The 26,871-nt window shown below is 74.8% G+C and carries 20 protein-coding genes; 4 read left to right on the forward strand and 16 right to left on the reverse strand.

Features of this window, described 5'->3' with window-relative positions; all coding sequences use genetic code 11:
* Window positions 1–332: 332 nt before the first annotated feature.
* Together AB6N24_RS06500 and AB6N24_RS06505 are read left to right on the forward strand one after the other, a co-directional pair.
* The gene (locus AB6N24_RS06500; RefSeq protein WP_412868610.1) at window positions 333–5,375 is read left to right on the forward strand and encodes an ExeM/NucH family extracellular endonuclease; all 5,043 of its coding nucleotides are present in this window, start codon (window positions 333–335) and stop codon (window positions 5,373–5,375) included.
* Between the two features lie 244 nt (window positions 5,376–5,619).
* The gene (locus AB6N24_RS06505) at window positions 5,620–6,432 is read left to right on the forward strand and encodes an exodeoxyribonuclease III (protein WP_412868611.1); all 813 of its coding nucleotides are present in this window, start codon (window positions 5,620–5,622) and stop codon (window positions 6,430–6,432) included.
* Between the two features lie 24 nt (window positions 6,433–6,456).
* Here AB6N24_RS06505 and AB6N24_RS06510 read toward each other — a convergent pair whose 3' ends face one another.
* On the reverse strand, window positions 6,457–6,834 hold the full coding sequence (locus AB6N24_RS06510) for a DUF5655 domain-containing protein (protein WP_412868612.1): 378 nt from the start codon (window positions 6,832–6,834) through the stop codon (window positions 6,457–6,459).
* Between the two features lie 152 nt (window positions 6,835–6,986).
* On the reverse strand, window positions 6,987–8,372 hold the full coding sequence (locus AB6N24_RS06515) for an MFS transporter (protein ID WP_412868613.1): 1,386 nt from the start codon (window positions 8,370–8,372) through the stop codon (window positions 6,987–6,989).
* A 56-nt stretch (window positions 8,373–8,428) separates the two neighbouring features.
* On the opposite strand from AB6N24_RS06515, the gene AB6N24_RS06520 reads away from it, so the two are divergent.
* Window positions 8,429–9,367 (forward strand): winged helix-turn-helix transcriptional regulator, encoded by a 939-nt coding sequence (locus tag AB6N24_RS06520; protein ID WP_412868614.1) that lies wholly within the window; start codon window positions 8,429–8,431, stop codon window positions 9,365–9,367.
* Between the two features lie 16 nt (window positions 9,368–9,383).
* Here AB6N24_RS06520 and AB6N24_RS06525 read toward each other — a convergent pair whose 3' ends face one another.
* From AB6N24_RS06525 to AB6N24_RS06585, 13 genes are all read right to left on the reverse strand, one after another.
* Window positions 9,384–10,655 carry an ABC transporter permease gene (locus tag AB6N24_RS06525; protein ID WP_412868615.1) on the reverse strand — a complete coding sequence of 424 codons (1,272 nt, stop codon included), beginning with the start codon at window positions 10,653–10,655 and terminating at the stop codon, window positions 9,384–9,386.
* Window positions 10,652–11,371: an ABC transporter ATP-binding protein gene (locus tag AB6N24_RS06530; RefSeq protein ID WP_412868616.1), complete on the reverse strand. Its 720-nt coding sequence runs from the start codon at window positions 11,369–11,371 to the stop codon at window positions 10,652–10,654. Before AB6N24_RS06530 ends, AB6N24_RS06525 begins: the two co-directional genes overlap by 4 nt.
* Window positions 11,368–13,008 (reverse strand): hypothetical protein, encoded by a 1,641-nt coding sequence (locus AB6N24_RS06535; RefSeq protein WP_412868617.1) that lies wholly within the window; start codon window positions 13,006–13,008, stop codon window positions 11,368–11,370. The genes AB6N24_RS06530 and AB6N24_RS06535 overlap by 4 nt, the downstream gene beginning before the upstream one ends.
* A 40-nt stretch (window positions 13,009–13,048) precedes the next feature.
* On the reverse strand, window positions 13,049–14,032 hold the full coding sequence (locus tag AB6N24_RS06540; RefSeq protein WP_412868618.1) for a hypothetical protein: 984 nt from the start codon (window positions 14,030–14,032) through the stop codon (window positions 13,049–13,051).
* A gap of 138 nt (window positions 14,033–14,170) precedes the next feature.
* On the reverse strand, window positions 14,171–15,370 hold the full coding sequence (locus tag AB6N24_RS06545; protein WP_412868619.1) for an ABC transporter permease: 1,200 nt from the start codon (window positions 15,368–15,370) through the stop codon (window positions 14,171–14,173).
* On the reverse strand, window positions 15,367–16,131 hold the full coding sequence (locus tag AB6N24_RS06550) for an ABC transporter ATP-binding protein (protein ID WP_412868620.1): 765 nt from the start codon (window positions 16,129–16,131) through the stop codon (window positions 15,367–15,369). The genes AB6N24_RS06545 and AB6N24_RS06550 overlap by 4 nt, the downstream gene beginning before the upstream one ends.
* On the reverse strand, window positions 16,128–17,174 hold the full coding sequence (locus tag AB6N24_RS06555) for a permuted SH3 domain-containing protein (RefSeq protein ID WP_412868621.1): 1,047 nt from the start codon (window positions 17,172–17,174) through the stop codon (window positions 16,128–16,130). Before AB6N24_RS06555 ends, AB6N24_RS06550 begins: the two co-directional genes overlap by 4 nt.
* A 324-nt stretch (window positions 17,175–17,498) precedes the next feature.
* A complete protein-coding gene (galK, locus tag AB6N24_RS06560) occupies window positions 17,499–18,770 on the reverse strand; it encodes a galactokinase (RefSeq protein WP_412868622.1) in 1,272 nt (423 codons plus the stop codon).
* Window positions 18,767–19,993, reverse strand: coding sequence for a galactose-1-phosphate uridylyltransferase (gene galT, locus AB6N24_RS06565; protein WP_412868623.1), 1,227 nt, complete (start codon window positions 19,991–19,993; stop codon window positions 18,767–18,769). Before galT ends, galK begins: the two co-directional genes overlap by 4 nt.
* Window positions 19,990–20,811, reverse strand: a complete 822-nt coding sequence (locus tag AB6N24_RS06570; RefSeq protein ID WP_412868624.1) for a DeoR/GlpR family DNA-binding transcription regulator — start codon at window positions 20,809–20,811, stop codon at window positions 19,990–19,992. Before AB6N24_RS06570 ends, galT begins: the two co-directional genes overlap by 4 nt.
* Window positions 20,812–20,983: 172 nt before the next feature.
* Window positions 20,984–22,144, reverse strand: a complete 1,161-nt coding sequence (locus AB6N24_RS06575; RefSeq protein ID WP_412868625.1) for an Mrp/NBP35 family ATP-binding protein — start codon at window positions 22,142–22,144, stop codon at window positions 20,984–20,986.
* Between the two features lie 103 nt (window positions 22,145–22,247).
* On the reverse strand, window positions 22,248–22,781 hold the full coding sequence (locus AB6N24_RS06580; RefSeq protein WP_412868626.1) for a DUF1003 domain-containing protein: 534 nt from the start codon (window positions 22,779–22,781) through the stop codon (window positions 22,248–22,250).
* Window positions 22,774–24,078, reverse strand: a complete 1,305-nt coding sequence (locus AB6N24_RS06585) for a magnesium transporter MgtE N-terminal domain-containing protein (RefSeq protein WP_412868627.1) — start codon at window positions 24,076–24,078, stop codon at window positions 22,774–22,776. The genes AB6N24_RS06580 and AB6N24_RS06585 overlap by 8 nt, the downstream gene beginning before the upstream one ends.
* A 151-nt stretch (window positions 24,079–24,229) precedes the next feature.
* Between AB6N24_RS06585 and AB6N24_RS06590 the strand changes: the two genes are divergently transcribed.
* Window positions 24,230–24,889, forward strand: a complete 660-nt coding sequence (locus AB6N24_RS06590) for a YflT domain-containing protein (RefSeq protein WP_412868628.1) — start codon at window positions 24,230–24,232, stop codon at window positions 24,887–24,889.
* 148 nt (window positions 24,890–25,037) lie between these two features.
* Here the strand turns inward: AB6N24_RS06590 and AB6N24_RS06595 are convergent, their stop codons facing one another.
* Window positions 25,038–26,723 (reverse strand): glycoside hydrolase family 13 protein, encoded by a 1,686-nt coding sequence (locus tag AB6N24_RS06595; RefSeq protein ID WP_412868629.1) that lies wholly within the window; start codon window positions 26,721–26,723, stop codon window positions 25,038–25,040.
* Between the last annotated feature and the right edge of the window lie 148 nt (window positions 26,724–26,871).

Raw genomic sequence — 26,871 nt, forward strand, 5'->3', positions numbered from 1 at the left:
CGTCCGGTCGGGGGTCGTCTCCGTCCCGGCCGCACGGCGGCCCCGAGGGCGGTCTCGGCGCGCCCGGCGCGGCTCGTCGACGCGCGTCCGAGCCGCCGGGCGGGGCAACCCGGCGAATGTGACGGACCGGTAACTTTCCCGGTCCGGTCCGTGCCGGAACGACCGGGATGTGAGATGTTCACACCGGGTTCACCTCCCCCGAACACCCGCGTCGATCGGCTCCCGTAGATGTGTGCCGCCGACCGCTCGGGGTCGGCACCTGCGCCCCGTCCGCACGAGGACGGACGCGCCCGGACTCGTCGCGGCACGTCCGCGCTCGAAGGGATCGACGCATGCACCTGTCCCACCCCTGGCTGCGGCGCTCCGCCGTCGCCGCTGCCGCCACCGCGGCACTCACCGTCCCCGGGGTCGCCCCGGGGTACGCCGCCGTCGCACCCGACGCCGCGGTCGTGATCAACGAGGTCTACGGCGGGGGCGGCAACACCGGCTCCGTCCTGACGCACGACTTCATCGAGCTCTACAACGCGTCCGACGCCGCTGTCGACCTGTCCACGTGGACGGTGCAGTACGCGTCCGCGGCCGGCACGAGCTGGAGCGGGTCCATCGCGCTCACGGGCACGGTCCCCGCGCGCAGCACCTACCTCGTCCAGGCGGCGACGCAGACGGCCGGGACGGTCTCGAACCTCCCGGCGCCCGACGCCACGGGCACGGTCAACCTGTCCGGGACGAACGGCAACGTCGCCCTCGTCTCGTCGGCGACCCGGCTGACCTGCGCCACGACGGCGTGCGCGAGCGACCCGGCGGTCGTCGACCTCGTGGGCTTCGGCACCGGCGCGGCGTTCGCGGGCGAGGCCGCCCCGTCGCCCAGCGCGACGACGTCGATCGCGCGCACGGACGCGGCCAACACGGCGAACAACAAGGCCGACTTCACGGCGGGCGCCCCGACGCCGGCGGGCACGGGCGGAACGCAGCCCACCCCGGAGCCGACGCCCACGGCGACGCCCACCGCCACGCCGACGCCCACCCCGACGACCGCCCCCGAGCCCCTCGCGATCGCCGCGATCCAGGGCACCGGCGCGGCGAGCACGTACGTCGGCGCGACCGTCACGACGCGCGGCGTCGTCACCGCCGCCTACCCGGCCGGCGGGCTGCGCGGGTTCGTCATCCAGACGCCCGGCACCGGCGGCCCGACCGACCCGGCGACGCGCACGGCGTCCGACGCGATCTTCGTGTACCAGCCCGCGGGCGTCACGGCGACGGTCGGCCAGCACGTCGAGGTCGCCGGCACGGTGTCCGAGTTCAACGGCCTGACGCAGGTCACGGCGTCGACGGTCACGCCGCTCGCGGCGGCCGCCCCCGTGACCCCCGCGGTCGCGCCGTGGCCGACGACCGACGCGCAGCGCGAGACGCTCGAGTCGATGCTGTACGCCCCGGCGGGCGCCTTCACGGTGAGCAACACGTACTCGACGAACCAGTACGGCGAGGTCGGGCTCGCGTCCGGCGACCGCCCGCTGGTCCAGCCGACCGACGTCGCCGCCCCGGGCTCGCCCGAGGCCGCCGCGGTCGTCGCGGACAACGCGGCGCGTGCCGTGGTGCTCGACGACGGCGCGACGACGAACTTCCTCACCGCGGCGAACTCGTCGCAGACGCCGCCGTACGTCTCGCTGACCGACCCGGTCCGCGTGGGCGCCCCGGTGGTGTTCACCCAGCCGCTGATCGTCGACTTCCGGAACTCGACCTGGAAGCTCAACCCGACGAGCCAGGTCACGGCCGCGACGCCGCTCGCGGAGCGCACGCAGTTCACGAACACGCGCACCGCGGCCCCGGACGCCGAGGCGCTCGGCGCCGCCGACCTGCGGGTCGCGTCGTTCAACGTGCTCAACTACTTCACGACGCTCGGCGCGGACACCGCGGGCTGCGCGCCCTACCGGGACCGCACCGGGGACGGCGTGACGGTCGACGAGTGCAGCGACAACGGCCCGCGCGGCGCCTGGGACGGCGGCGACCTCGCCCGCCAGCAGGCCAAGATCGTCGCGGCGATCAACGCCACGGACGCGGACGTCGTCGGTCTCATGGAGATCGAGAACTCGGCGGCGCTCGGCGAGCAGGCCGACGAGGCGACGCAGACGCTGGTCGCCGCGCTCAACGCCGCGGACCCGTCGGCGGGCTGGGCGCACGTCCCGTCCTCGGCGGACCTGCCCGACGCGAGCGAGCTCGACGTCATCACCAACGCGCTGATCTACCGGACGGGCTCGGTCGAGCTCCTCGGCGAGCCGCGCGCCCTCGGGGACCTGAGCGACACCGGCGAGGCGTTCGCGAACGCCCGTGAGCCGATCGCGCAGGCGTTCACCCCGCTCGGGGGCGGCGAGCCGTTCCTCGTCGTGGTCAACCACTTCAAGTCCAAGGGCTCGGCGGGCCCGCTCCCGGGCGACGCCGACGCCGGTGACGGCCAGGGTGCGTCGAACGCGTCCCGCGTCGCGCAGGCCACGGCCCTCGCCGCCTGGGTCCCGACCGTGCTCGACGGCTACACGACCACCCCGGTCGAGGCCGTCGCGCTCGTCGGCGACTTCAACGCCTACACGCGCGAGGACCCGCTCGAGGTGCTGTACGACGCCGGGTACACCGACGTCACCGCGCACTTCGGCACCGGCGAGTACTCGTACAGCTTCAGCGGGCTCGCAGGGTCCCTCGACCACGTGCTCGTCAACGAGGCGATGCTCGCGCGCTCGACGGGTGCGGACATCTGGGAGATCAACGCCCCCGAGTCCCTCGCGCTCGAGTACAGCCGGTACAACTACCACGGCACGGTCCTCACGGACGCGAGCCCCTACCGGTCCTCGGACCACGACCCGGTGCTGCTCGGCATCACGGCCGCCGCCCCCGCGGAGACCACCGAGCTGACGCTGCTCAACCTCAACGACTTCCACGGGCGCATCGACGCCAACACCGTGGCGGTCGCGGGGACCATCGAGCAGGAGCGCGCGGCGCACGGCGAGGACTCGACCGTGCTGCTCTCCGCGGGCGACAACATCGGCGCGTCGCTGTTCGCGTCGTCGGTCCAGCGCGACCAGCCGACGATCGACGTGCTCAACGCGCTCGACCTGCGCGCCTCGGCCGTGGGCAACCACGAGTTCGACGGCGGGTTCGCCGACCTCGTCGACCGTGTGGTGGCCGACCGGACCAACGCCCGGTGGGCGTACCTCGGGGCGAACGTCTACCTCGACGGCACCACGACGCCGGCGCTGCCGGAGTACGAGATCCTCGAGGTCGCCGGGAAGCGGCTCGCCGTCGTCGGCGCCGTGACGCAGGAGACCCCGTCGCTCGTCACGCCGGCCGGTGTCGCGGGCCTCGACTTCGGTGACCCGGTCGACGCCGTCAACCGCGTCGTCGCGCAGCTCAGCGACGGCGACCAGGCGAACGGCGAGGCCGACGTCTTCGTGGCCGAGTACCACGAGGGTGCCGGCGCGGGCACGCCCGACGGCGCGACCCTCGAGGAGGAGGTCGCCGCGGGCGGTGTCTTCGCCAAGATCGTGACCGGGACCGACGCCGACGTGGCGGCGATCTTCACGGGCCACACGCACAAGCAGTACGCGTGGGACGCCCCGGTCCCGGGCCGTGAGGGCCAGACGCGCCCGGTCCTGCAGACCGGCTCGTACGGCGAGTTCATCGGCTCCATCACGCTGACGGTCGACAACGACACGGACGCGCTCGTCTCCTACGAGGCGAAGAACGTCAAGCGCACCACGACGCCCGCCGCCGAGCTCGCCGCCGCGTACCCGCGCGTCGCCGAGGTCAAGGCGATCGTCGACGCCGCGCTGCTGGTCGCCCAGGCGGAGGGCAACAAGGTCGTCGGCAGCATCTCCGCCGACATCACGACCGCGTACACCGGCACGACGAGCGGGGACCGCGCGTCGGAGTCGACCCTCGGCGGGCTCGTGGCCGACGCGCTCAAGGCCAGCCTGAGCGACCCGGCCCGTGGCGGCGCCCAGATCGGCGTCGTCAACCCCGGCGGCCTGCGCGCGGACCTGTTCGCGAAGCAGTCCTCCTACACCCCGCCCGGCCCGGCCGCGGACGGCGAGATCACGTACGCCCAGGCGAACGCGGTCCTGCCGTTCCTCAACAACCTGTGGACGGTCTCGCTCACGGGTGAGCAGTTCGTGACGCTCCTCGAGCAGCAGTGGCAGCGGGACAAGGACGGCAACGTCCCGTCGCGCCCCTACCTGCAGCTCGGCCTCTCGGACAACGTCACGTACACGTTCGACCCCGCGCTGCCCGAGGGCGACCGCATCACGTCGGTCACCGTCGACGGTCAGCCGATCGACCTGGAGGCGTCGTACCGCGTCGGGACGTTCTCGTTCCTCGCGACGGGCGGCGACAACTTCCGGGTCTTCACCGAGGGCACGGACCCGCGCGACTCGGGTCTCGTCGACCGCGACGCGTGGATCGCGTACCTGAGCGCCAACCAGCCGGTCTCGCCGGACTTCGCGCGGCAGTCGGTCCAGGTGACCGGCCTGCCGACCGAGGCGACGCAGGGCGAGACGGTCGCGTTCGACGTGGCGAGGCTCGACCTCACGTCGCTCGGCAGCCCGGCGAACACGTCGCTCACCGCGACGTGGGCCGGCAGCGCGGCGGCCCCCGTCGAGATCCCGGTCTCGGGCGGGGCGGCGTCGGTCGAGCTGACCGTGCCGGACGACGTCGAGGGCGAGGTGCTGCTCACGCTCGTGGCGACGCCGTCGGGCACGACGGTGACGATCCCGGTGACCGTCGAGGCGGGCGGTCCTGTAGCCACCGTGCCGCCGGGCCGCGCGACGCTCGCGAGCGACAACGGGTGGGACACCGGCCTGCGGGACGGCGACTACACCATCTCGGCCGCGCTCTGGTGGGGCCAGAACGGCACGACGTTCCGCCTGTTCGAGAACGGGGTGCTGATCGACGAGCAGAAGCTCACCGACCGGTCCCCGCTCCCGCAGTTCGCCTCGGTGCACGTCACCGGGCGCGCGAACGGCACGTACGTGTACACCGGCGAGCTCGTCAACGCCGCGGGCACGACCACGACCACCTCGGTCACGGTCAAGGTCACGGACGCCAACCCCGGCAAGCCGTCGCTCGCGCACGACAACTGGGACGGCGACGGCACGTACACCGTGACCGCCACGAAGTGGTGGGGCACGGCGGCGACCGAGTACCGGCTGTACGAGAACGACGTGCTCGTCGACACCCAGGCGCTCACGGGCACCGGCCCGGGTGCGCAGTCCGCGTCGACGGCGTTCACCGGCAAGGCAGCGGGCACGTACCGCTACCGCGTCGAGCTCGCGAACGCCGCGGGGACGACGAGCAGCAACGAGATCACGGTCAAGGTCAAGAAGAAGTCCTGACCGTGGGTGAGTGACCCGGCGCGAGCCGGTGACGGGGTGTCGGTGCCGCGAGGCGCCGGCACCCCGTCGTGCTGTCCGCGCTGGGTGGTCCCGCGGGCGGCGGGGCTCGGGGGCTCGGGGCCGCGGGGCTCGGGGGCGGACGCGCCGGCGCGGTGCCCGACGAGGAGGCCATCGCGCCCGGGTGTGACCGGCGTCGCGCCCGCCGGAGGCCGGGGGTGTCGGTGGCATGGGGTTGGATGGTCCGGTGCTGACGATCGCGACCGTGAACGTGAACGGGATCCGTGCCGCCTGGAAGCGCGGCATGGGGGACTGGCTCACGACCCGCAAGCCCGACGTGCTGCTGCTCCAGGAGGTGCGCGCGCCCGACGAGCTGCTGAGCGACTTCCTGCCCACCGCCGAGTGGGACCTCGCGCACGAGGCGTCGGAGTTCAAGGGCCGCGCGGGAGTCGCGATCGCCTCGCGCCTGCCGATGTCCGCGATCCGGATCGGCCTCGCGACGGGGAACGCGTGCGACACCGGGCGCTGGGTCGAGGCGGACCTCGAGGTCGCCGCCACCGACGACGCCCCGGCGCGCACCCTCACCGTCGTCTCGGCGTACATCCACTCCGGCACGGTCGGCACGCCGTCGATGGAGGAGAAGTACTCCTTCCTCGAGGCGGTCACGGCGCGGATGTCCGAGATCGCAGCGGGCGGGGGCCTCGCGGTGGTGGCGGGCGACATCAACATCGCGCACCGCAACGTCGACCTGAAGAACTGGAAGGGCAACCAGAAGTCCGCGGGCTTCCTGCCCGAGGAGCGCGCGTACCTCGACCGCTGGTTCGACGACCTCGGGTGGCGTGACCTCGGGCGCGAGCACGGCGGCGAGGGTCCCGGACCGTACACGTGGTGGTCCTGGCGCGGCCAGGCGTTCGACAACGACGCGGGCTGGCGGCTCGACTACCAGATCGCGACCCCGGCGCTCGCGGACCTGGCACGCACCGTCGAGGTCGACCGTGCGGACGCGTACGCCGCGCGGTTCAGCGACCATGCCCCGGTCGTCGTGGGGTACGAGCTGTAGGAACGGCGGTGCCGGCCCGGAAGGTCAGCCGGTCCCCCCGGCCTCGTCCGCCGCGGCGTGCAGCCACCCGAGCACCTCGTCGTCGACCTGAGCCGGGTCGGTGACCTCGAGGTGGTGCATCCACGGGCCGGGGTGCGCGACCTCCTTGAAGCGGTCGGAGTCGATGCGCTCGCGCGTCGCCACCGACAGCACCACCGGCGCGGCGGCCCGGCGCAGGTAGCGGCCGGGAACCCAGAGGGCGGCGAAGCCCCGTCGGCGCCGGAAGGCCACCTGGCTGCGCGAGACGCGCACGACGACGTCGTCGTGCTGCGCGGCGAGGGCCGCGTCGACGCGGCGGAACGTCTCGAGGCCCACGGGATCGCCCGCGAAGAAGTCCTCGACGTCGCGCGGTGTGCCGGCCACGTCACCAGCCTGGCACCCGGCACCCGGCACCCGGCACCCGGCACCCGGCATCAGCGCCGTGCCCGGACGGGGACGTCGCCCCGCGGGTCGCGGTGGCCCGCGCGGCCCTGGCGGCGGACGGCCGTCGAGGTCGTGCCGGTGCGCGCCGGCGCTCAGTGCCGGGGCGTGGGCTCGCCGGTGGAGCGGTCGGCCGACGGCTGGACGCCGGACGGCAGGTCGTCCGTGGGGGCGGCGACGGGCCGGTCGGCGCCCGGGAGCTCGCGCATCCCGAGCAGCGGCGACGCGAGCACGGGCACGGCGGCGAGCGTGACGCCCGCGACCGCGAACCAGAGCGTCGGAAGCACGCCCACGGTGCTGCCGAGCCAGCCGCCCAGGATCGCGCCGAGCGGCATGCTGCCCCAGACCACGAACCGTACGGAGGCGTTCATGCGCCCGAGCAGCGTCGGCGGGCACAGCCGCTGCCGGAAGCTGACCTGCGCGACGTTGTAGACGACGACCCAGAACGACAGCAGCGCGCCGCCCGCGACGAGGGGCACCTCGGGGGGGATCCCGAGGTCGCTCAGCGGTGACGCGAGCGGGGTGAGCGCGTACGCCGGGGCGAAGAACAGGGCGCTGACCGGGATGATCCGGCCCTCGCCGACCCACCGCGCGAGCCGGTCCGCGAGGAGCGCGCCGAGGAGGCCGCCGACGGCTCCGGCGGAGAAGACGAGCCCGAGCCCCGCCGGGTCGAGCCCGAGGTGACGCAGCGCGTACAGGACGACGAGCGCCTCGCCGACCGCGTGGAACATGTTGCCGAGCCCGGTGCAGGCCACGATCCGGCGCAGCAGCGGCTGGCGGACGACGAACCGCAGCCCCTCGGCGATCGCGGCCCGCAGCGGCGGGTGCTCACCACGCGCGGGCAGGTCCTCGACGTGGCGGATCCGCCCGACGGCGAACGCCGACACCACGTACGTGACGACGTTGACGACGATGAGCAGCGGTGCCGAGATGACCCGCAGCAGCGCGCCGCCGATCGCCGGCGCGGCGACCATCGCGACCGACTGCGTGGCCTGGAGCTTGGAGTTGCCCTCGACGACGTGCTCGAGCCCGACGAGCGCGGGGACGTAGCTCTGGTGGGCGATGTCGAAGAAGACGCTCGCGCAGCTGAGCACGAGCGCCGCGCCGTACAGCACGCCCATCGACGCGTGGCCCGTGAGCGCGAGGGCGACGACCGCGGCGAGCACGACCGCCCGGACGAGGTCGGCCGTGATGAGGACGCGTCGCTTGCGCATGCGGTCGATCCAGGCGCCCGCGGGCAGCCCGATCACGAGGAACGCGGCGGTCTCCGCGGCGCCGAGCGCACCCATCTGCCACTCGTTCGCGCCGAGGTGCTGGACCGCGAACACGGGCAGCGCGAGCCCGGTGAGCTGCGCGCCCAGCTGACCGAGCGCGTCGCCGGTCCACAGCCGCCGGAAGTCGGGATGGAAGGCGAGCGAGCGCCGCCGGGCCGCTGCGGCTGCGGGCGGCGAGGGCGCGGGGTCCGGGCCGGGGGTGCTCACGCATGCAGCATCGCGCGACTGATTGGGAAGTGTCAATCAGTGGTTAGGATCGGACGGTGGTCGACGATGCGCAAGGAGCCGGCGGGGTGCTCGCCGGGACGGGCGGCAGCGCGGCGCGCGGGCGGACGCCGGATGCGGCCGAGCGAGAGCGGGACGAGGCCCGGCGCGAGCGGGACGTGGCGGGGCGCGAGAGGGGCGCAGCCCGGGACGAGCGTGACGCGGCCCGGGACGAGCGGGACGCGGCCCGCGACGAGTCCGCCCGTGAGCGGGACGAGGTCTGGGGTGACTCGTCGCGCGAGCGGGACGATGACCAACGCGAGCGGGACGACGCCCGGCGCGAGCGGGAGAGGGCGCGGCGCGCGCGTGACGACGACCGGCGCGCGCGTGACGACGCCCGGCGCGAGCGTGACGACGCCCGGCGCGGGCGGGACGCGGACCGCCACGAGCCCGGCCCGGGCGCCGACCTCACCGAGCAGGACGCCGAGACCCGCGAGCGTGACGCCGACGCGCGTGCCCTCGCCTCGACGCTGCGCCTGCGCATCCTGCGGCTGTGCCTCGACGAGGCGCTCACGAACCGCGAGCTCGCCGAGCGGCTGGGCCGCAACCCGGCGACGACCCTGCACCACGTCCGGACGCTCGTCGACCGCGGCTACCTCGCCGCCGAGCCGGTCCGGCGCGGCGCCCGCGGCTCGCGCGAGGTCCCGTACCGGGCGACGGGCCGCTCCTGGCACTCCCGCCACCCGAACGCGTTCAGCCGCGTCCTCATCGACACGTTCCTCGAGGAGGTCGCGCTCGCGGACCCGGACAGCGTCGGGACGACCCGGCTGGGCGTCCGGCTCGACGCCGCGGGCAAGGCGGAGCTCGACCGGCGCGTCCAGGAGCTCTTCGACGAGCTCGCCGCGCGGCCCGCCGACCCCGACGGCACGCCGTACTCGATCTTCTACGCGGTCCACGAGGACGCCGGCCGGCTCCGGCGCGACCGACCCGCGGGCTGACCACGCACCGGTCGGCTCAGATGCCTCCGCGCAGCGCCGCGATCGGCTCGATCGCCGCGGCCTTGAGCGCCGGGTAGATCCCCGCGAGCAACCCGATCACGCCGCCGGCGAGTGCCGAGAGCAGCACCACGACGGTGTCCAGGATCGGCGTCCACGACTGCACCGCGGAGACCACGACGACCGCGGCGACACCGACGGCCGCACCGATGAGCCCGCCGAGCAGCCCGACGACGACGGACTCGACCACGAACTGCGCGCCGATGTCCCGCCGCGTCGCGCCGAGCGCCCGGCGCAGGCCGATCTCCCCGACGCGCTCCATCACGGACAGCAGCGTGACGTTCGCGATCCCGAGCCCGCCGATGAGCAGCGCCACGGCGCCGAGCGCGAGGAAGATCGCGTTGACGTCGGCCTGGACGCTCTCGCGGACCTTCGAGCCGGTCGGCGGGACCTGGACCTTGAACCCGTCGGGCGCGTTGGGGTCGAGCGCGACGGGCACCTGCTCGCCGACGACGGGCCCGGCGCCGACCGCGATCCTGATCTGGAGCTGCTCGGGCGACGCGAGGCCGAAGTCGGCCCGCGCGGTGCCCTGCGGCAGGATCACGGCGTCGACGAGCTCGCCCCGCCGCTGCACCCCGTCGACGATGCCGATCACCGTGTACGAGGTCTCGCCGATGAAGACGGACGGCTGCCGGTCGACGCGGTGCACGCCGAGCCGCTCGGCGGCCCGCGCCCCGAGCACCACGACGCGGTCGGCCCGGTCGTCGTGGCCGGAGTCGAAGTACCGACCGGTGACGACCTCGCCGCGGACCGCGTCGAGCAGGCCGGGCGACGTCGCGACGACGGGGATGGCGACCCCCGCGGGCTGCGACGGGTCGTTGACCGGCACGGCGGTGACGGCGGCGCCCTCGACGTCGACCTCGGCAAGGGTGCCCGCCGCCTCGACGCCCGCGAGGCGCACGGCCCGCGCCTCGGCGTCCCAGGGCAGGCGCGCGTTCGCCCGCTCGGTGCCGTCCGCCCCGCGGGTCGTCGCCGGCGCGGCCACGACCTGCGTCGCGGCGACGGCGTCGAACTGGCGGTTGATCTGGCCCGCGGCGGTCTGCGCGAGCCCGACGGTGACCACCACCGAGGCGATGCCGAGCACGGTGCCGAGGATCGTCAGCACGAGCCGCCCCGGGCGGGCGCCGATCCCGTAGGTCGCCTCGGTCAGCAGGTCGCGGACCGAGAAGCGGTCGGTCCCGCGCGGGCCGTCGCCGGCGTGCACCCGCTGCGCGCCCGCCAGGACGCTCATGCGAGCTCCGTGAGGGTGCCGTCGGAGATCCTGACCCGCCGCTGCGCGCGCGCCGAGACGGCCGGGTCGTGCGTGATGACCACGAGCGTGAGGCCGTCGGCGTGCAGCTCGTCGAACAGGTCGAGCACACCCGCGGAGTTCGTGGTGTCGAGGTTGCCCGTCGGCTCGTCGGCGAGCAGCACGCGCGGCGAGGCGACGACCGCGCGCGCGACCGCGACGCGCTGGCGCTCGCCGCCCGAGAGCACGGTCGGCAGGAAGCCGGTCCGGTGCGAGAGGTGGACGCGGTCGAGCGCCTCGAGCGCCCGGTCGCGGCGCTCCGCGCGCGGCACGCCGCTGTACAGCGTCGCGAGCATCACGTTGTCGAGCACGCTCCGGTGCGGCAGGAGGTGGAAGGCCTGGAAGACGAACCCGATCCGCCCGCCCCGGAGCGCCGACCGCTCGCGCTCGGACGCCGTGCCGGTCGGGACGCCGTCGAGCAGGTACTCGCCCGACGTGGGCCGGTCCAGGAGGCCCAGGATGTGCAGCAGCGTCGACTTCCCCGAGCCCGACGGCCCGATGATCGACACGTACTCGCCGCGCTCGATGCGCAGGTCCGCCGCGTGCAGAGCCTCGACGGGCGGGTCGCCGGGGAACGCGCGCGTCAGCGCGGCGAGCTCGATGACCGCGGGCGCCGGCTCCTCGACCGGGGCCTCCCCGAACACCTCGAGGACGGTCATCCCGCCGAGGCCTCGGTGGCCGTGGGGCTCGGGTCGCCGGCGTCGGCTGCCCCGCGCGCACCCACGACCACGAGGTCGCCCTCGGTCAGCTCGGCGTCGGCGCCCTTGATCTCGACGTACCCGCCCGCGGCGAGCCCCGTCTCGACGGTCACGAGGCTGCTCTCGTCGTCCGCGCCGAGCACCTCGACGCGCGACTCGCCGCCCGGTCCGGCGGTGAGGGCAGCGATCGGCACGGCGAGCACCTTGCCGCCGGTCGAGCTGACGGGGATGCGCACGCGCACGTTCGTGCCCTGCAGGAGCGTGAGCTGCTCGGGGGTCAGCGTCCCCGGCGTGAGCGTCACGGTGTAGCGGCCCGCGCCCGCGGCCTGCCCGTCGGCGTCGCCCGAGCCGCCGCCCGCCGGTTCGCCCTCGGCGCCGGCGTCCCCGTCGGCGGACCCGGCGTCCTCGACGCCCGCGGCGACCTCGGCGACGGTCACCGGGATCTCCGTACCCTCGACGGTGATCGAGCCCACGGTCCCGACCGTGAGCAGCTCCGCGTCGGCGCGGGCCGCGGAGGCGACGACCTCGAGCGACGCGCCCGAGACCGTCATGACCGGGCCGCTGATCGTGCCCCCGCGCTTGACGGTGACCTCGTCGACGCGGCGCGGGAGCGACGGCAGGAACACGACCTCGCTCGCGGGGAGCGTCGTGAGCACCGCGATCTGCGCCTCGGTGAGCGCGGCCTTCGCCTCCGTCACGGCCCGCTGCGCCGCCGTGACCTGCGCCTTCTCCGCGGAGGTGTCGGGTGCCGCCTTGGCCTCGTCGCGCGCCGCGACCGCCGCGTCGAGCTCGCCCTGGGCGCGGGCGACCGCGCTCTGGCTGCACGTGGCCGCGCCGGGCTCCCCGTCGGGGCTCACCGGCGGGGGAGCGTCGCAGAGCGCGCGCGCCTCGGCGAGCTGGGCCGTCGCCACCGTGACCGCGGTCTCGAGCGCGATGAGCTCGGACGCCGGCTTGCCGCCGCCCGCCTTCGACAGCGCACGCTGCGCCGTCGCGAGCTGCTCCTGCGCGTCGCGCTGGGCCGACGTGGCGAGGGTGACCTGCTCCTTCGTCTCCTTCGACGGCGCCGGGGCCTCGTAGCCGACCTTCTGGTACAGCGCCTCGACGCCCCGTGCCGTCGTGGCGTCGAACGTGGGGTCGGCGGGGTCGCCGCCCTCGATCCCGAGCGCCCGGAGCGCCGCCTTGAGCTGGCTCACGTCCGGCCCGGTCACCCCGGCGCGCAGCGTGCGGTACGTCGGCAGGTCGCCGGGCAGGACGACGACGGGGCGACCCGCGACCTCGAGCGCGAGGCTCCCGGCGTCGAGCGTCGCGCCGACGTCGGGCACGTGCCCGGTGACGACCGCGGGGCCGTCGGCGTCGCCGGTCTCGATCCGCACCTCGGCGGGGTCGTCGTACACGGCGTCACCCCGCAGCGTCACGTCGTTCGCGATGACCCTGCTCTCGACCGGGACCGTGATCGGCCCCGCCTCGGGTGGTGCGGCGTCGGCCGCGGCCTGGGCCGGCGACTCGATGAGCCGGCTCAGGCCGAGACCCGCCGCGAGGCTCACGACGGCCACGACCGCCATGACCCAGATCGTCCTGCTGCCCCCTGCGTGCTTCACGTCGTCGTGCCGTCCTCGTCGGTCGGTCGGTCGCCGTCGGTCACTCGCCGTCGGCGGTGGAGTACTTCTCGGACCAGGCGTCGAGCTCGGCCTTGTGCTGGTCCACGAACTCCTGCTCGAGGGCGAACTGCACCTCGCGCGCCTTCTCCTCGTGCTTCGTGGACGCCTTGCAGCGCGCGTCGGCGACCGCGGTGGCGATCTCCTTCTCCTTGAACTCCGCGACCGCGGCCGGGTCGGGCTCGGGCGCCTCCTCGGTCGTCAGCGACATGAGCGTGCTGAACTCCTCGGAGATCGCGTTGACCGCGTCCTCGGGGGTCGCGTGGTCGGCGTACCCGGCGTCGGCCATGCACGCGGCCCAGGCGGCGTTCGCCTCGGCCATCTTCGGGTCGCTCGCGGCGCGCTCGTACAGCGCGGTCATCTCCTCCTGGAGGCTCGCGAACTCCGGGTCCGCCCACGCCTGGCCCTGCTCGTACACCTCGTGCTGGGCCTTGCCCTGGCAGCCCTGCGTGGTCCAGTCGCCCGCGGGCGCCTCGCCCTCGGCGCCGGCCGCCTGGTCGCCGAACAGCGCGGCGTAGTAGGCCGCCTGCTCCTGCTCCGACATCCCGGCGACGTAGTCGGCGTTGGGGTCGACCCACTCCTTCTCGCCCTCGGTCGGCGTCTCGTAGGAGGTCGACATGCCGTACCCGTTCTCCGCGGCGTACTCCTCGGTGCCGTAGCGGTCGGCGTCCTCCTGGTCCTCCTCGATGGTCTCCGTGACGGCCGACATGTCCTGCTGCGTGTACTCGAAGCCCTGCTCCCGCATGCACGCGGCGACGATCTCCTCCGAGCGGCGGCCCATCTCGGACCAGTCCTGGTCCTCCATGCTGCCCATGACGTCGTCGAAGTAGGCGCTCAGCGGCCCGTTCTCGTCCTCGCTGACCGTCGTGGCGTCCTTCGGGTCCTTGTCGGAGCTGCACCCCCCGACGAGCAGGAGCACGGTGCAGCCGACCGCGGCTGCGGCGGTGGTCAGGGTGTGGGTCCTCATGAGGGTGCCTTCCTCGGCGTCCGTCGGCGTTCCGATTCCTCCGGGAACGTACCGGTTCCGCACGGTTTCCGGATCACTCTCGGGGATGACCGGGTGCCGCGTGCGGGGTCCGCAGGTCGCACGGACCCCGCACCGGGCTCAGTAGCGGATCGCGTCGATGACCTTGACGCGCACCGCGACGGTCGCCGGGATGAGGCCCGCCAGGGCGCCCACCGCCGTCGCGCACGCCATGCCGGTCAGCGCGGCCGAGACCGGGAACGGCGGCATGTCCTGGATCCCGGTGCCCAGCGCGCGCTCGATCGGCAGGTTCTTGATCATCGCGACCGCCACCACGATGCCGACCAGGCCGGCGACGACCGTCGCGACGACGGACTCCATGAGGACCCCGAAGAAGATGCGGCCCGACGTCGCGCCGAAGCTGCGCCGGATGCCGATCTCCCGGATGCGGTGCCGCACGGTCACGAGCGCGATGTTGACGAGCCCCAGGCCGCCGAGCAGGAGCGCGACCGCGCCGATGCCGAGCGCCGCCCAGCGCATCGCGCCGTCGATCGCGCCCCAGCTCTCCTGGGGGAGCATCACGTTGACGTCCGTCCCGGGCAGGGAGGCGCGCAGGTCACGCGTCAGGACCGGCTGCATCTCCTGCGCGAGGTCCGGCGGCACCCAGGCCTTGAGCGTCGGGACGGCCGGACCGTACGCCGTCGACGGCGTCGCCCACCGCTCGTAGTGGTCGAAGAGCAGGTACGCCTCGGGCGGTGCCTCGGGCCACATGTTCGGGTACACCCCGATGACCTCGGTGCGGACCGGGGTGTCGCCGCCGAGCAGCACGGTCGGGTGCCCCGACACGCCGGCCACGCCCAGCGCGTCGAGGAACGCCTCGTTCACGACGACGGCCGGTGCGTAGCGGTCCGCGTCCGCGTCGGTGAACCAGCGCCCCTCCTCGGGGACCAGCCGCATGATCGTGCCGTACTCCGGGTCGACGACCTGCATCTGCACGGGCCGGCTGCCCGTCGGGAAGCGGAACGGCAGCTCGGTCCACATCTGCCGGCTCGCGTGCTCGATGCCGTACCGCTCGACGAGCCGGTCGAACTCGGCGGTGTACTGCGCGGTGCTGGGTGCGGACGCGCCCTGGGGGTACGCCGAGATGTCGAGCGTCACGGACCTCCCCGACGAGCGCTCGGCCATCTCGTGCGTCGCCTGGTTGAGCATCTGCACGATCGCCGTCACCCCGGTGATGGCGGTCACCGCGACCGCGACGCCGACGAGCGCGAGCAGGACCCGCAGCTTGTGGATGCGCAGCTCGTCCCACGCCTCGACGACCGTGCCGATGAACCCGCTCATGCGAGCACCGCCGTCGCGTCGTCGGGCCGGTCGGTCGGCACGTCGCCGACCCACTCGGTCACGCGGCCCGGCGCGTTGAGACGGATCGGGACGAGGACGCCGTCGGCGAGCCGGTAGTGCCGCTGGGCGCGGGCCGCGACGGCGAGGTCGTGCGTGATGGCGATGAGCGCGGCCCCGGACTCCGAGGCGATCTCGTCGAGCAGCGCCATGATCTCCCCGCCGGTGTCGACGTCCAGCGCACCGGTCGGCTCGTCCGCCAGGATCACGCGCGGCCGGCGCACGAGCGCTCGCGCGATCGCGACGCGCTGCTGCTCGCCGCCGGACAGCTTCTCGGGCTTCTCCTCGAGCCGGTCGCCGAGCCCGACGCGCTCGAGCATCTCGACGGCGAGCTGCTTGCGGCGCCAGAACTGCCGCCCGCGGGCGTAGAGCAGCGGCGCCGCGACGTTCTCCAGCGCCGTGCGGCCCGGGAGCAGGTTGAACTGCTGGAAGACGAACCCGAAGTCGTCGCCGCGACGGCGGGCACGGGCCCGGCCGGACAGCCGCGCGACCGACGCGCCCTCGAGGACGTACTCGCCCGACGTCGGGGCGTCGAGCAGCCCGAGGATGTTGAGGAGCGTCGACTTGCCGGTCCCGGAGCGGCCCACGACCGAGACGTGCTCGCCCGCGTCGACCGAGAGCGTGATGCCGCGCAGGATCTCCAGGACGCGGTCGTCGGGCAGGCGGACCGAGCGGGTGACGTCGGTGAGCTCGAGCAGGCTCATCCGCCGCACACCGCCGGGTCGAACTGCATCGGGTCGCCGCAGTCGACGGGTCCCGAGACGTCACCGATCGGGATGAACTGCAGCACCTTGTCGCCCGCGGCGAGCCCCTCGGTGACCTGCACGGTCTCCCCGTCGGTCAGGCCGAGCCCGACGGCGCGCATCTCCGGCTCGCCGCCCGGGACCTCGACCCACACGTTGCCCTTCTGCACCGAGCCCTGGACGGACGAGACGGGGACGACGACGGCGTTCTCGGCCGTGCCGTTGGTGATCGCGATGTCGGCGCCGAGCCCCGCGAACGCGGTCACGCCGGCGGGGACGGCGCACGTGACGGTGCCGGAGACCGGCTCGGCCGGTGCGCCGGGGTCGGCCACGGTCGTGGCGTCGGGAGCCGTCGCGGGCGGCTGCGCGGCGGCACCGAGCCGCAGGCCCGTGCACGTGAACGGCGCCGGGCCGCCCTTGAGCGTGACCTGGGCCTCGGCCGGGGCGCCGAGCAGGCGGTACTGCTGCTCGGGGGTGAGCGTGCCGGAGACGGAGAGCGTCCCCGGGGACACCGAGCCGATCGGGTCGCCGACCGCGACGACCTGGTCCTTGAGCGCCGTGAGCGTGAGCGTCCCGGCGGTGCCGGCCCTGACCGTCTCGCGCTTGACCTTCGGCTTGTTCTGCTTGACCGTCTGCTCGCCGGTCTCGGCGTTCGTCGTCGTGGTCGGCTCGACGGGCGTCTCGAGGGTGACCTCGAGCACCGGGGTGTCGGCGGCGACGGCCTGGCCGTTCGTGGCCAGGAGCTTGGTGACCGTGCCGGCCATCGTGGCCTTGACGGTGGTGGCCGGGTCGGCGACGACGGCGCCCTGCACGGTCACCGCGTTCGTGATGGTCCCGGTGCCGACCTCGACGTACTGCTCGGTGATCTGCCCGGACGGCTCGAGCGCGTCGGACGTGGTCGTGACCTCCGAGCCGGCGAACGCGAGCTTGACGAGCGCCGCCGCGATCACCGCCCACAGGACGATCCGGACGGTCGGGAAGATGATCCTGCGGGTGACCCCCACGGTCCTGCTCCTCTGTCGGCGTGGACGGGGGCGACGTGGGCCGCCCCCGCACGCCGAAACCTAGCGACGCGCTCGCGGGCGTCGCCTCCGCCTGGGGGATGACTCCGTCGTCGCGCCCTGGTCCTCCCCTGCGACGAGGGCGGGACGGTTGTCCCCCCGGGGTCGCACGCGCGCCGAGGCCGCGCCCCGGGGCGCTCGCGCAGGTCAGTGGCTCGCGGAGCCGTCCCGGTGCCGGGTGCGCCGGCGCGGGGCCTCGGCCGGGTGCACGACGGCCCCGGTCCCGACCCCCGTGGGGGACGGCGCCGGGGCCGGGTCGGGACGTCGTCAGGCAGCCGGCTCCGCGGGGGTCGCGACGAGGAACGCGGGGGCGCGCAGGCCCTCGCGCTCGAACGCGGAGGCGACCGCGGCAGCGACGTCGTCGACGGCCGTCGCCCTGACGAGCGCGATCGCGGAGCCGCCGAACCCGCCGCCCGTCATGCGGGCCCCGAGCGCACCGGCCTCGCGCGCCGCGGCGACCGCGACGTCGAGCTCGCGGGCCGAGACCTCGTAGTCGTCGCGCAGCGAGGCGTGCGAGGCGTCCATGAGCGGGCCGACCTCGCGCACCCGCCCCGCGTCGAGCAGGTCCACGAAGGACTGCACGCGGGCGATCTCGGTGACGACGTGCCGCACGCGGCGGACCGTGACGTCGGCGTCCTCGCCCTCGGGAGCGTCCGCGGCGAGCGCGGCGAGCGTCTCGTCGAGAGCGACGGGGTCGATCTCCCGCAGCGTCGCGATGCCGAGCCGCCGGGCGGCCGCCTCGCACGTGGCACGGCGCGCGGCGTACTGGCCGTCGACGAGCGCGTGCTCGGCGCGCGTGTCGATCACGAGCAGCGCGAGGTCGTGCGCCGCGAGGTCGAACGGCACCTGCCGGACCGAGAGGTCGCGGCAGTCGAGCCCGAGGGCGTGCCCGGCGCTCGCGCGCAGCGACACCGCCTGGTCCATGCCGCCGGTCGGTGCCCCGGCGATCTCGTTCTCGGCGCGCACGCACGCGGCGGCGAGGCGTGCCCGGCCGGCGTCGTCCGGCGAGCCCGGGTCGCCGGGCGTCCCCGCGAGCCCGAGCCCGAAGACGTCGTCGAGCGCGACCGCGACGGCGCACTCGAGCGCGGCGGACGAGGAGAGCCCCGCGCCGAACGGCACGCAGGAGTCGACCGCGACGTCGAACCCGCCGGCAGCCTCGTCGAGGTCGCCGGCCTGCTGCAGCGCCCACGCGACGCCCACGACGTACGCGGGCCAGCCGTCGACCGCGCCGGGCGCGACGTCGGACATCGCGACCTCGCGGACCTCGCCCGCGGCCGCCTGCGCCGAGGTGAGCCGCACGACCCCGGACGCGCGTCCCTCGGGCACCGGCGTGCGCCGCAGCGCGACGTAGGTGCGGTGCGGGAGCGCCATGGGCAGGCACAGGCCACCGTTGTAGTCCGTGTGCTCGCCGATGAGGTTCACGCGTCCCGGCGCCGACCACACGCCGTCGGGCTCCTCGCCGAACCGCTCGACGAACAGCGCCCGGGCCCGCGCGGAGCCCTCGTCCTGCGTCCACGCCTCGACGCGCTCGACCGTCACAGGGCCACCTCCTGAAGTCGCGCCGCGATCCGCTCGGGCGTCGTGTCGCTGATCCATGCCGCCATCCCGGACTCCACGCCCGCGAGGTACTTGAGCTTGTTCGCGGCGCGCAGCACCGAGAACACCTGCAGGTGCAGCCGGCCGAGGTCGCGGCCCTCGCCGACCACCGCCTGGTGCCAGCCCGCGATGTAGGGCAGCGGGACCGCCGTGCCGTCCTGCTCGACGAAGAACCGGTCGAGGCGGCGCAGGAGCTCCAGGTAGGTGACCGCGAGGTCGTCGCGCTCGGCACCGGTGAGCCCCGGGAGGTCCAGGACGTCGCGGTTCGGCGCGAGGTGCACCTCGACGGGCCAGCGCGCCGCGGCGGGCACGTACGCCGTCCAGTGCTCCGACTCGAGCACGACGCGGGTCCCGGCGCGGCGCTCGGCGGCGAGCACGTCGGCGTGCAGGTTGCGGCCGGTGCGCTCGCGGTGCGCGGCGGCCTGGGTCAGCATCGCCTGCGTGCGGGGGGTCACGTACGGGAACGCGTAGATCTGCCCGTGCGGGTGCGGGAGGGTCACGCCGATCTCCTTGCCGCGGTTCTCGAAGCAGAACACCTGCTCGATGCCGGGCAGCCGCGAGAGCTCGGCCGTGCGGTCGGCCCACGCCTCGATGATCGTCCGCACGCGCGAGGGCGCGAGCTCGGCGAACGAGCTCGTGTGGTCCGAGCTGAAGCAGACGACCTCGCACCGCCCGGCGGCCGGGCGCGCGGCCCAGAGCTCCTCGCCGTCGACCTGCCAGCCGTCCTCGAGCGTCACGCCGGGGACCTGCATGAGCGCCGGGAACCGGTTCTCGAACACCGCGACGTCGTAGTCCGTGTCGGGGATCTCGCCGTCCGAGTACGTCGTGCCCGACGTCGGGGGGCGCGCGGGGCACAGCGGGCACGAGTCGGCCGCGGGCAGGAAGGTGCGGTTCATGCGGTGCGACGCCATCGGGATCCAGTCGCCCGTGAGCGGGTCGCGGCGCATCTCCGGGCCGGCGAACGTCGCGGGGGCCGGGACGCCGGGCGCAGGGGCGACGGGCGTGAACCGGTCGCCGAGCGGGCGCGGGTCGTCGAGGCGACGGGTCGCGGCACCCGAGACGTACGGCTCGGAGTCGTCGAAGTAGACGAGCTCGCGGCCGTCGGCCATCGTCGTCGCGGTCCGGCGCACGCGCGGGGCGCCGGGGGTGGGTGCGGTGTCGGTCATGGCTGCTCCTCGGGGAGGGGGTCGGGGGAGACGAGGCGGACCTCGCCCACCGCCGTCTCGAGCGTGGCCCGGGCGTGCGCGCCCAGCCCGGTGTCGGTCACGAGCACGTCGATCTCGTCGAGCGGGACGATGCGGGCCAGCCCGGCGACGCCCCACTTGGAGTGGTCGGCGAGCACCGTGACGTGCGCGGCGCAGCGGACGAGCGCCCGGTCGGTGGCGGCCTCGAGCACGTTGGGGGTCGTCGCGCCGCCCGCGTCGAGCCCGTGCACCCCGAGCAGCGCGTGGTCCACGCGCAGGCTCGCGAGGGCGGCGTCGGCGACGGGACCGACGAGCGCGTCGGACGGGGTGCGCACGCCACCGGTGAGGATGACCTCGAGCGTGCCGCCCGCGGGCGACGCGGGTGCGCCGTGCAGCACGTCCGCCACGTGCAGGGAGTTCGTCACCACGGTCAGCGGGCGCAGGGCGGTGTCGGCGGCGACCAGGCGGGCGAGCAGGTGGGTCGTCGTGCCGGCCGACAGCGCGAGGGACTGGCCGGGCCCGAGCAGGGTCAGGGCCTCGCGCGCGATCGCGGCCTTCTCGGCGGCGGCCCAGGCCAGCTTCGTGGCGAACGCGGGCTCGACGGCGGAGTGCCCCGCCGGGTCGATCGCGAGCGCGCCGCCGTGCACCCGGCGGACGAGCCCCGCGCGCGCGAGCTCGGCGATGTCGCGGCGGACGGTCATGTCGGAGACGTCGAGCGTCTCGACGAGGTCGGCGACGCGCACGGCCCCGTGCAGGCGCGCCTCGGCCAGGATGCGGTCCTGACGCTGAGACGCGAGCACCTGCACAGTATCCACCAGGATCGAACAAGAACCAACAGTGCGACGAGCGCGGGTCCGGCGCCCGGGCGCGCGTCGGTCGGGGACGGGCGTCCTGCCAGTGTGCGCAGCGGTGGGCGCGGGCGCTCGGCGGGCGGGTCGCGCGTGCGGGCGCGGTGCAGCGCCGGTCAGGCGGTCAGCGGCCGACCGGCGACAGCCCGAGCGGCTTGCCCGCGAGCCCGCGCGACCGCGTCGCGAGAGCCCGCGCGACGTCCCGCAGCGCGACCGCCGCGGGGGAGTCGGGGTGGGCGAGCACGACGGGGGTGCCGTCGTCACCGTCCTGCCGCAGCGCGACGTCGAGCGGGACCTGCCCGAGCAGCGGCACCGCCGAGCCGGTCGCCCGCGACAGGTTCTCCGCGACACGCGCACCGCCGCCCGCCCCGAAGATCTCGAGCCGCGAGCCGTCGGGCTGCTCGAGCCACGACATGTTCTCCACGACGCCCACCACGTGCTGGCGGGTCTGCAGCGCGACGGACCCCGCGCGCTCGGCGACCTCGGCCGCGGCGTCCTGCGGCGTCGTGACCACCAGCACCTCGGACGTCGGGAGCAGCTGCGCGACGGAGATCGCGATGTCGCCGGTGCCGGGCGGCAGGTCGAGGAGCAGCACGTCGAGGTCGGCCCAGAACACGTCCGCGAGGAACTGCTGGAGCGCGCGGTGCAGCATGGGCCCGCGCCACACGACCGGCTGCCCCGGCGGCACGAACATACCGATCGAGATGACCTTGACGTCGTGCGCGACCGGCGGCAGCAGCATGTCGTCGACCTTGGTCGGCGGCTGGGTGACGCCGAGCATGCGGGGGATCGAGAACCCGTAGATGTCCGCGTCGACCACGCCGACGCGCAGGCCGTCCGCGGCCATCGCGACCGCGAGGTTCGCCGTGACGGACGACTTGCCGACGCCGCCCTTGCCGGACGCGATGGCGTAGACCTTGGTCAGCGAGCCCGGCTGCGCGAACGGGATCGTCGGCTCGGCGGTGCCGCGCAGCCGCTCGCGCAGGCCTGCGCGCTGCTCGGCCGACATCACGCCCATAGCGAGGCGGACCTCCGCGACGCCGTCGAGCGGCTGGACCGCGGCCGTCACGTCCTTGGTGATCGTGTCCTTGAGCGGGCACCCCGCGGTCGTGAGGTCGATGCCGACCGTGACGCGCGCGCCGCCCGGCAGCGTCGTCGTGTCGACCTCGACCGACCGGACCATGCCGAGCTCGGTGATCGGCCGGCGGATCTCGGGGTCGAGGACGCCCTCGAGCGCGGTGCGCACCGCTTCGGCGAGCGCGGTCGGGTCGGTCGTCAGGGGCATGCGCCCATCGTAGGCGCGGCGTCCCGGGGGCCCGTGCGCCGCACGTCCCGGTCCGAGGTGCACCCTGCGCGGCCGCAGGCCCGGCCCTCGGGCAGCCCGGTCCTCAGCGCCGCGCGGTGTCCGCGGGGCCGTCGGACGTCGCGCCGTCGTGCTCGCCGCGGACGTCGTCGCGCTCCGCGGTGAGGTCCTCCAGCAGGTTGCGCAGCTCGGAGCGCAGGAAGTCGCGCGTCGCGACCTCGCTCAGCCCGATCCGCAGCGCCGCGATCTCCCGCGCCAGGAACTCGGTGTCGGCGAGGTTCCGCTCGGCGCGCTGCCGGTCCTGCTCGAGGCTCACGCGGTCGCGGTCGTCCTGCCGGTTCTGCGCGAGCAGGATCAGCGGCGCGGCGTAGGACGCCTGCACCGAGAAGAACAGGTTGAGCAGGATGAACGGGTACGGGTCCCACTGCAGCCCGAACAACCCGACCGCGTTGATGGTGACCCAGACGATGACGAAGCCGGTCATGTACATCAGGAAGCGCCCGGTGCCCATGAACCGGGCGAACGCCTCGGCGACCCGGCCGACCGCGTCGGGGTCGCGCTGGAACCGCGGGACCCACGAGCGGCGCGACTCCTTGGGGGTGTCGAGCCGCTCAGCCACGACGCACCCGCCCGCCGACCGTGCGCGTGCCGGTCGCCGGCAGCGGGGTGTCGTCGTGCTGCTCGCGCCAGTCCTGCGGCAGGAGGTGGTCGAGGACGTCGTCCACGCTGACCGCGCCCAGCAGCCGGCGCTCCTCGTCGACCACGGGCAGCGCGAGGAGGTTGTACGTCGCGAGCAGCCGCGTGACCTGCAGCAGCGGGGCGTCGGCGGTGACCGCGTCGATGTCGGTGTCGACGAGGGAGCCGATCGACTCGTGCGGCGCCTCGCGCAGCATGCGCTGGAGGTGCACGACGCCGATGAAGCGTCCGGTCGGCGTCTCGAGCGGCGGTCGCGCGACGAACACCATCGACGCGAGCGCCGGGGCGAGGTCCTGGCGGCGCACGTGCGCGAGGGCCGCCGCGATCGAGGTCTCCGGGCCGAGGATCACGGGCTCCGTCGTCATGAGACCGCCGGCCGTGTTGTCCTCGTACGCGAGCAGGCGCCGCACGTCGCGCGCCTCCTCGGGCTCCATGAGCTCCAGGAGCTCGGCGGCCTGCTCGTCGGAGAGCTCGCCGAGCAGGTCGGCGGCGTCGTCGGGCTGCATCGCCTCGAGCACGTCCGCGGCGCGCGTGCGCTCGAGCCCCGAGAGGATCGCGACCTGGTCGTCCTCCGGCAGCTCCTCGAGCACGTCGGCGAGCCGCTCGTTGTCGAGCGCGTGCGCGACCTCGTTGCGGCGCGTGCTGCCGAGATCGTGCAGCACGTCCGCGAGGTCGGCGGGCTTGAGGTCGTCGTAGCTCGCGAGCATGAGGGCCGCGCCCTGCGCCGCCGCCGAGACCCCGAGGCCCGTGACGGCGCCGACGTCGACCAGCAGCGTCTCGCCGCGGCGTCGCAGCAGCGCCGACTTGCCGGGCACCAGGCGGCGCACGAAGAGCTTGGCGACCACCCAGTCGCCGCTGCGCTGACGCTCGATCGCGACGTCCTCGACCGTGGCGCTCCCGCTGCCGTCGGTGAGCTCGACGGTCCGGTCCAGCAGCTCGCCGACCACGAGCGTCTCGGAGGTGCGCTGCTCGAACCGGCGCATGTTGACCAGGCCCGTCGAGATGACCTGGCCCGCGTCGATCGACGTGACGCGCGTCAGCGGCAGGAAGACGCGACGCCGGCCGGGGACCTCGACGACGAGCCCGACCGCGCGGGGGGCACCGGTCGGGCGCACGAGCACGACGACGTCACGCACCCGCCCGACCTGGTCCCCGATGGGGTCGAACACCGTGGTCCCGGCGAGGCGCGCGACGAAGACACGGGTCCCTGCGCTGCTCACGGGCGTCAGCCTAGACCGGCGGCCCCGTGTCGGCCGGGCTCGACGGGTGCCGGTCAGGTGCCGGTCGGGTGTCTGCCAGGTGGCGCCGGGGTGGCCGTGGGCTGCGGCGACGCCCCTGGCGTGGGACGGGGCGGCGGGGGAGGATCGTCGCATGTCGATGAACAAGGCCTCCCGCGTCCCGACGGCACCGACCCTGCCCCAGGGCGAGCTCGTCGCGTCCTACAGCACCTACCTCGAGGCCCAGCGCGCGGTCGACCACCTCGCCGACAAGCAGTTCGCCGTGCAGCTCGTGACGATCGTCGGGACCGACCTGCGCATGGTCGAGCGGGTCACCGGGCGGCTGTCCTACCCGCGCGTCGCGCTCGCGGGCTTCGCGTCCGGCGCGTGGTTCGGGCTCTTCGTGGGCCTGCTGCTGTCGCTGTTCTCCGAGGAGGGCTCCTCGACGTTCTTCGCGGCGATCCTCATCGGTGGCGGCTTCGGCCTGCTCTTCTCGGTCATCACGTACTCGCTCACGGGCGGCAAGCGCGACTTCACGTCGTCGAGCCAGATCGTCGCGTCGCAGTACGCGGTGCTGTGCGCGGCCGAGCAGGCGCACAAGGCCCGCAACCTGCTCCAGGAGATCGGCGGGGTGCAGTCGGGCTGGCCGGCCCGCCCCACGACCGGCGTGACCCCGCCGTCGGACCCGTCCGGCGCCTACCCGGCGCCCGGGGCGCAGCAGCCCGTGAGCGGCTCGCCGACGGTGCCGCCGGTGACGTCGCCGGGCGTGACCCCGCCGTCGGCCCCGCCCGCACCGCCGACCGAGCCGCGCTGACGCCGGGTCGCGCTGACGCCGGGTCGCGACGCACGCCCGGCGCCCAGGCGTCCGCCGGTCGACGACGGCACGGAGCGCCGGCACCGCATCCCGGTGCCGACGCTCCGCGCGTCGGTCTCGCGTCAGCTCCGCTCCCGCGGGCCGCAGGTCAGGCCGCCGGCTCCCGCAGCCACGCCGTCGTCGCGCCCGGCAGCGCACCGCCCTCGAGCGGTGCGCTGCTGAGCAGGACCTCCCCCGCGGGCAGCGGCACGGGCCGGTCCCCGAAGTTCGTCACGCACAGCCACCCGCCCGAGCGCCGGAACGCGAGCACGTCGGCCCGGCTCGTCGTGAGCCACGTGAGGCTCTCGTCGCCCTGCAGCTCGTGCCGCAGCGCGAGCGCCTCGCGGTAGAGGTGCAGCGTGGACCCCGGGTCGTCCTCCTGCGCCTCGACCGAGTGCTCCCGGAACCACTCCGGCTGCGGCAGGAACGGCGCTGCGGCGCTGAACCCGAACGCCCTCCCGTCGCGCGTCCACGGCAGCGGGACCCGGCAGCCGTCACGTCCCGCGTCGACGCCGGGGTTCCGGAAGAACGCCGGGTCCTGTCGCGCCTCGTCCGGGATGTCGGGGACCTCGTGCAGGCCGAGCTCCTCACCCTGGTAGAGGTACGACGAGCCGGGCAGCGCGAGCTGCAGGAGCGTCGCGGCCCGCGCCCGGCGCAGGCCCAGGTCGTGGTCGAGCGCCGGCTCGGCCCCGCGCGCGAGCAGCCAGGCGCTGCCCTGCTTGTCGGTGCTCGCGCCGCGGGCGGGGAGGCCGTACCGCGTCGCGTGGCGCACGACGTCGTGGTTGGACAGGACCCACGTGGTCGACGAGCCGGACTCCGCCGCGAGCTCGAGGTTGAACGTGATGATCTCGCCGAACTGCGCGGCGTCGAAGTCGGCCTCGAGCAGGTCGAAGTTGAACGCCTGGCCGAGGCCCTCGGCGCTTGCGTACCGGGCGCGGCGCGACGCCTCGACCCACGCCTCGGCGACCGCGGTGCGCGGCGGGTCATAGGAGTTGAAGACCTCGCGCCACTCGGCGTAGATCTCGTGCACGTCGTCGCGGTCCCACAGCGGGTGCGTGCCGTCCTTGGGGTGCGCGTCCAGCTCGGCCTGGGTCGGCAGCGCGTCGGGCAGGTTCTTGGCCAGGCCGTGCGCGACGTCGACGCGGAAGCCGTCGACCCCACGGTCGGACCAGAACCGCAGCGTCGTGAGGAAGTCGTCGCGCACCTCGCGGTTCTTCCAGTTGAGGTCGGGCTGCTCCTTGGCGAAGTAGTGCAGGTACCACTGGCCGTCGCCCACGGGCTCCCACGCGGGCCCACCGAACGTCGAGGCCCAGTCGGCGGGGGGCAGCGACCCGTCGGGGCCCGTGCCGTCGCGGAACACGTACCGGTCGCGGGCCGGGGAGCCCTTCGGGGACGCGAGCGCCTCCTGGAACCACACGTGCCGGTCCGACGTGTGGTTCGGGACGAGGTCGACGACGACCTTGATGCCGGCGCCGTGCAGCGCGGCGACGAGCTCGTCGAAGTCCTCGAGCGTGCCGAGCCGCGGGTCGACGGCGCGGTAGTCGTCGACGTCGTAGCCGCCGTCGGCGAGCGCCGAGGGGTAGAACGGGCTGAGCCAGACCGCGTCGACGCCGAGGCGCGACAGGTACGGCACGCGGCGCGTGATGCCGGGCAGGTCGCCGATGCCGTCGGCGCCGGAGTCCGCGAACGAGCGCGGGTAGATCTGGTAGACGGCGGCCTGGCGCCACCAGGCGGCCCCGTCACGGCCCTGGTCGGGCGTCGCGCGGGCGTCGAGGACGTCGGTCACGTCGGTCATGGAGGGCTCTCGTCTCTCTCGTGGGTCGGTCTCGGGGGTGGGTCGGGGCGGGGACGTGCGGTGGGCCGGCCGGGCGGCTCGTGCCGGGCGGGAGCCCGGGTGCGAGGACGGACGCTCGAACCAGCGTCCGTCCGGCTCGCGACGCGCG

Origin of the sequence: Cellulomonas jepli (assembly GCF_047229345.1) — a bacterium.
Taxonomy (GTDB): Bacteria; Actinomycetota; Actinomycetes; order Actinomycetales; family Cellulomonadaceae; genus Cellulomonas_A.

Excerpts from the sequence above, each read along its gene's own strand:
- AB6N24_RS06575 (WP_412868625.1), bottom strand. The coding sequence starts at position 22,144 with ATGCCCCTGACGACCGACCCGACCGCGCTCGCCGAAGCGGTGCGCACC.
- galT (WP_412868623.1), bottom strand. The coding sequence starts at position 19,993 with ATGACCGACACCGCACCCACCCCCGGCGCCCCGCGCGTGCGCCGGACC.
- AB6N24_RS06545 (WP_412868619.1), bottom strand. The coding sequence starts at position 15,370 with ATGAGCGGGTTCATCGGCACGGTCGTCGAGGCGTGGGACGAGCTGCGC.
- AB6N24_RS06525 (WP_412868615.1), bottom strand. The coding sequence starts at position 10,655 with ATGAGCGTCCTGGCGGGCGCGCAGCGGGTGCACGCCGGCGACGGCCCG.
- AB6N24_RS06530 (WP_412868616.1), bottom strand. The coding sequence starts at position 11,371 with ATGACCGTCCTCGAGGTGTTCGGGGAGGCCCCGGTCGAGGAGCCGGCG.
- AB6N24_RS06500 (WP_412868610.1), top strand. The coding sequence starts at position 333 with ATGCACCTGTCCCACCCCTGGCTGCGGCGCTCCGCCGTCGCCGCTGCC.
- AB6N24_RS06550 (WP_412868620.1), bottom strand. The coding sequence starts at position 16,131 with ATGAGCCTGCTCGAGCTCACCGACGTCACCCGCTCGGTCCGCCTGCCC.
- AB6N24_RS06540 (WP_412868618.1), bottom strand. The coding sequence starts at position 14,032 with ATGAGGACCCACACCCTGACCACCGCCGCAGCCGCGGTCGGCTGCACC.
- AB6N24_RS06590 (WP_412868628.1), top strand. The coding sequence starts at position 24,230 with ATGTCGATGAACAAGGCCTCCCGCGTCCCGACGGCACCGACCCTGCCC.
- AB6N24_RS06595 (WP_412868629.1), bottom strand. The coding sequence starts at position 26,723 with ATGACCGACGTGACCGACGTCCTCGACGCCCGCGCGACGCCCGACCAG.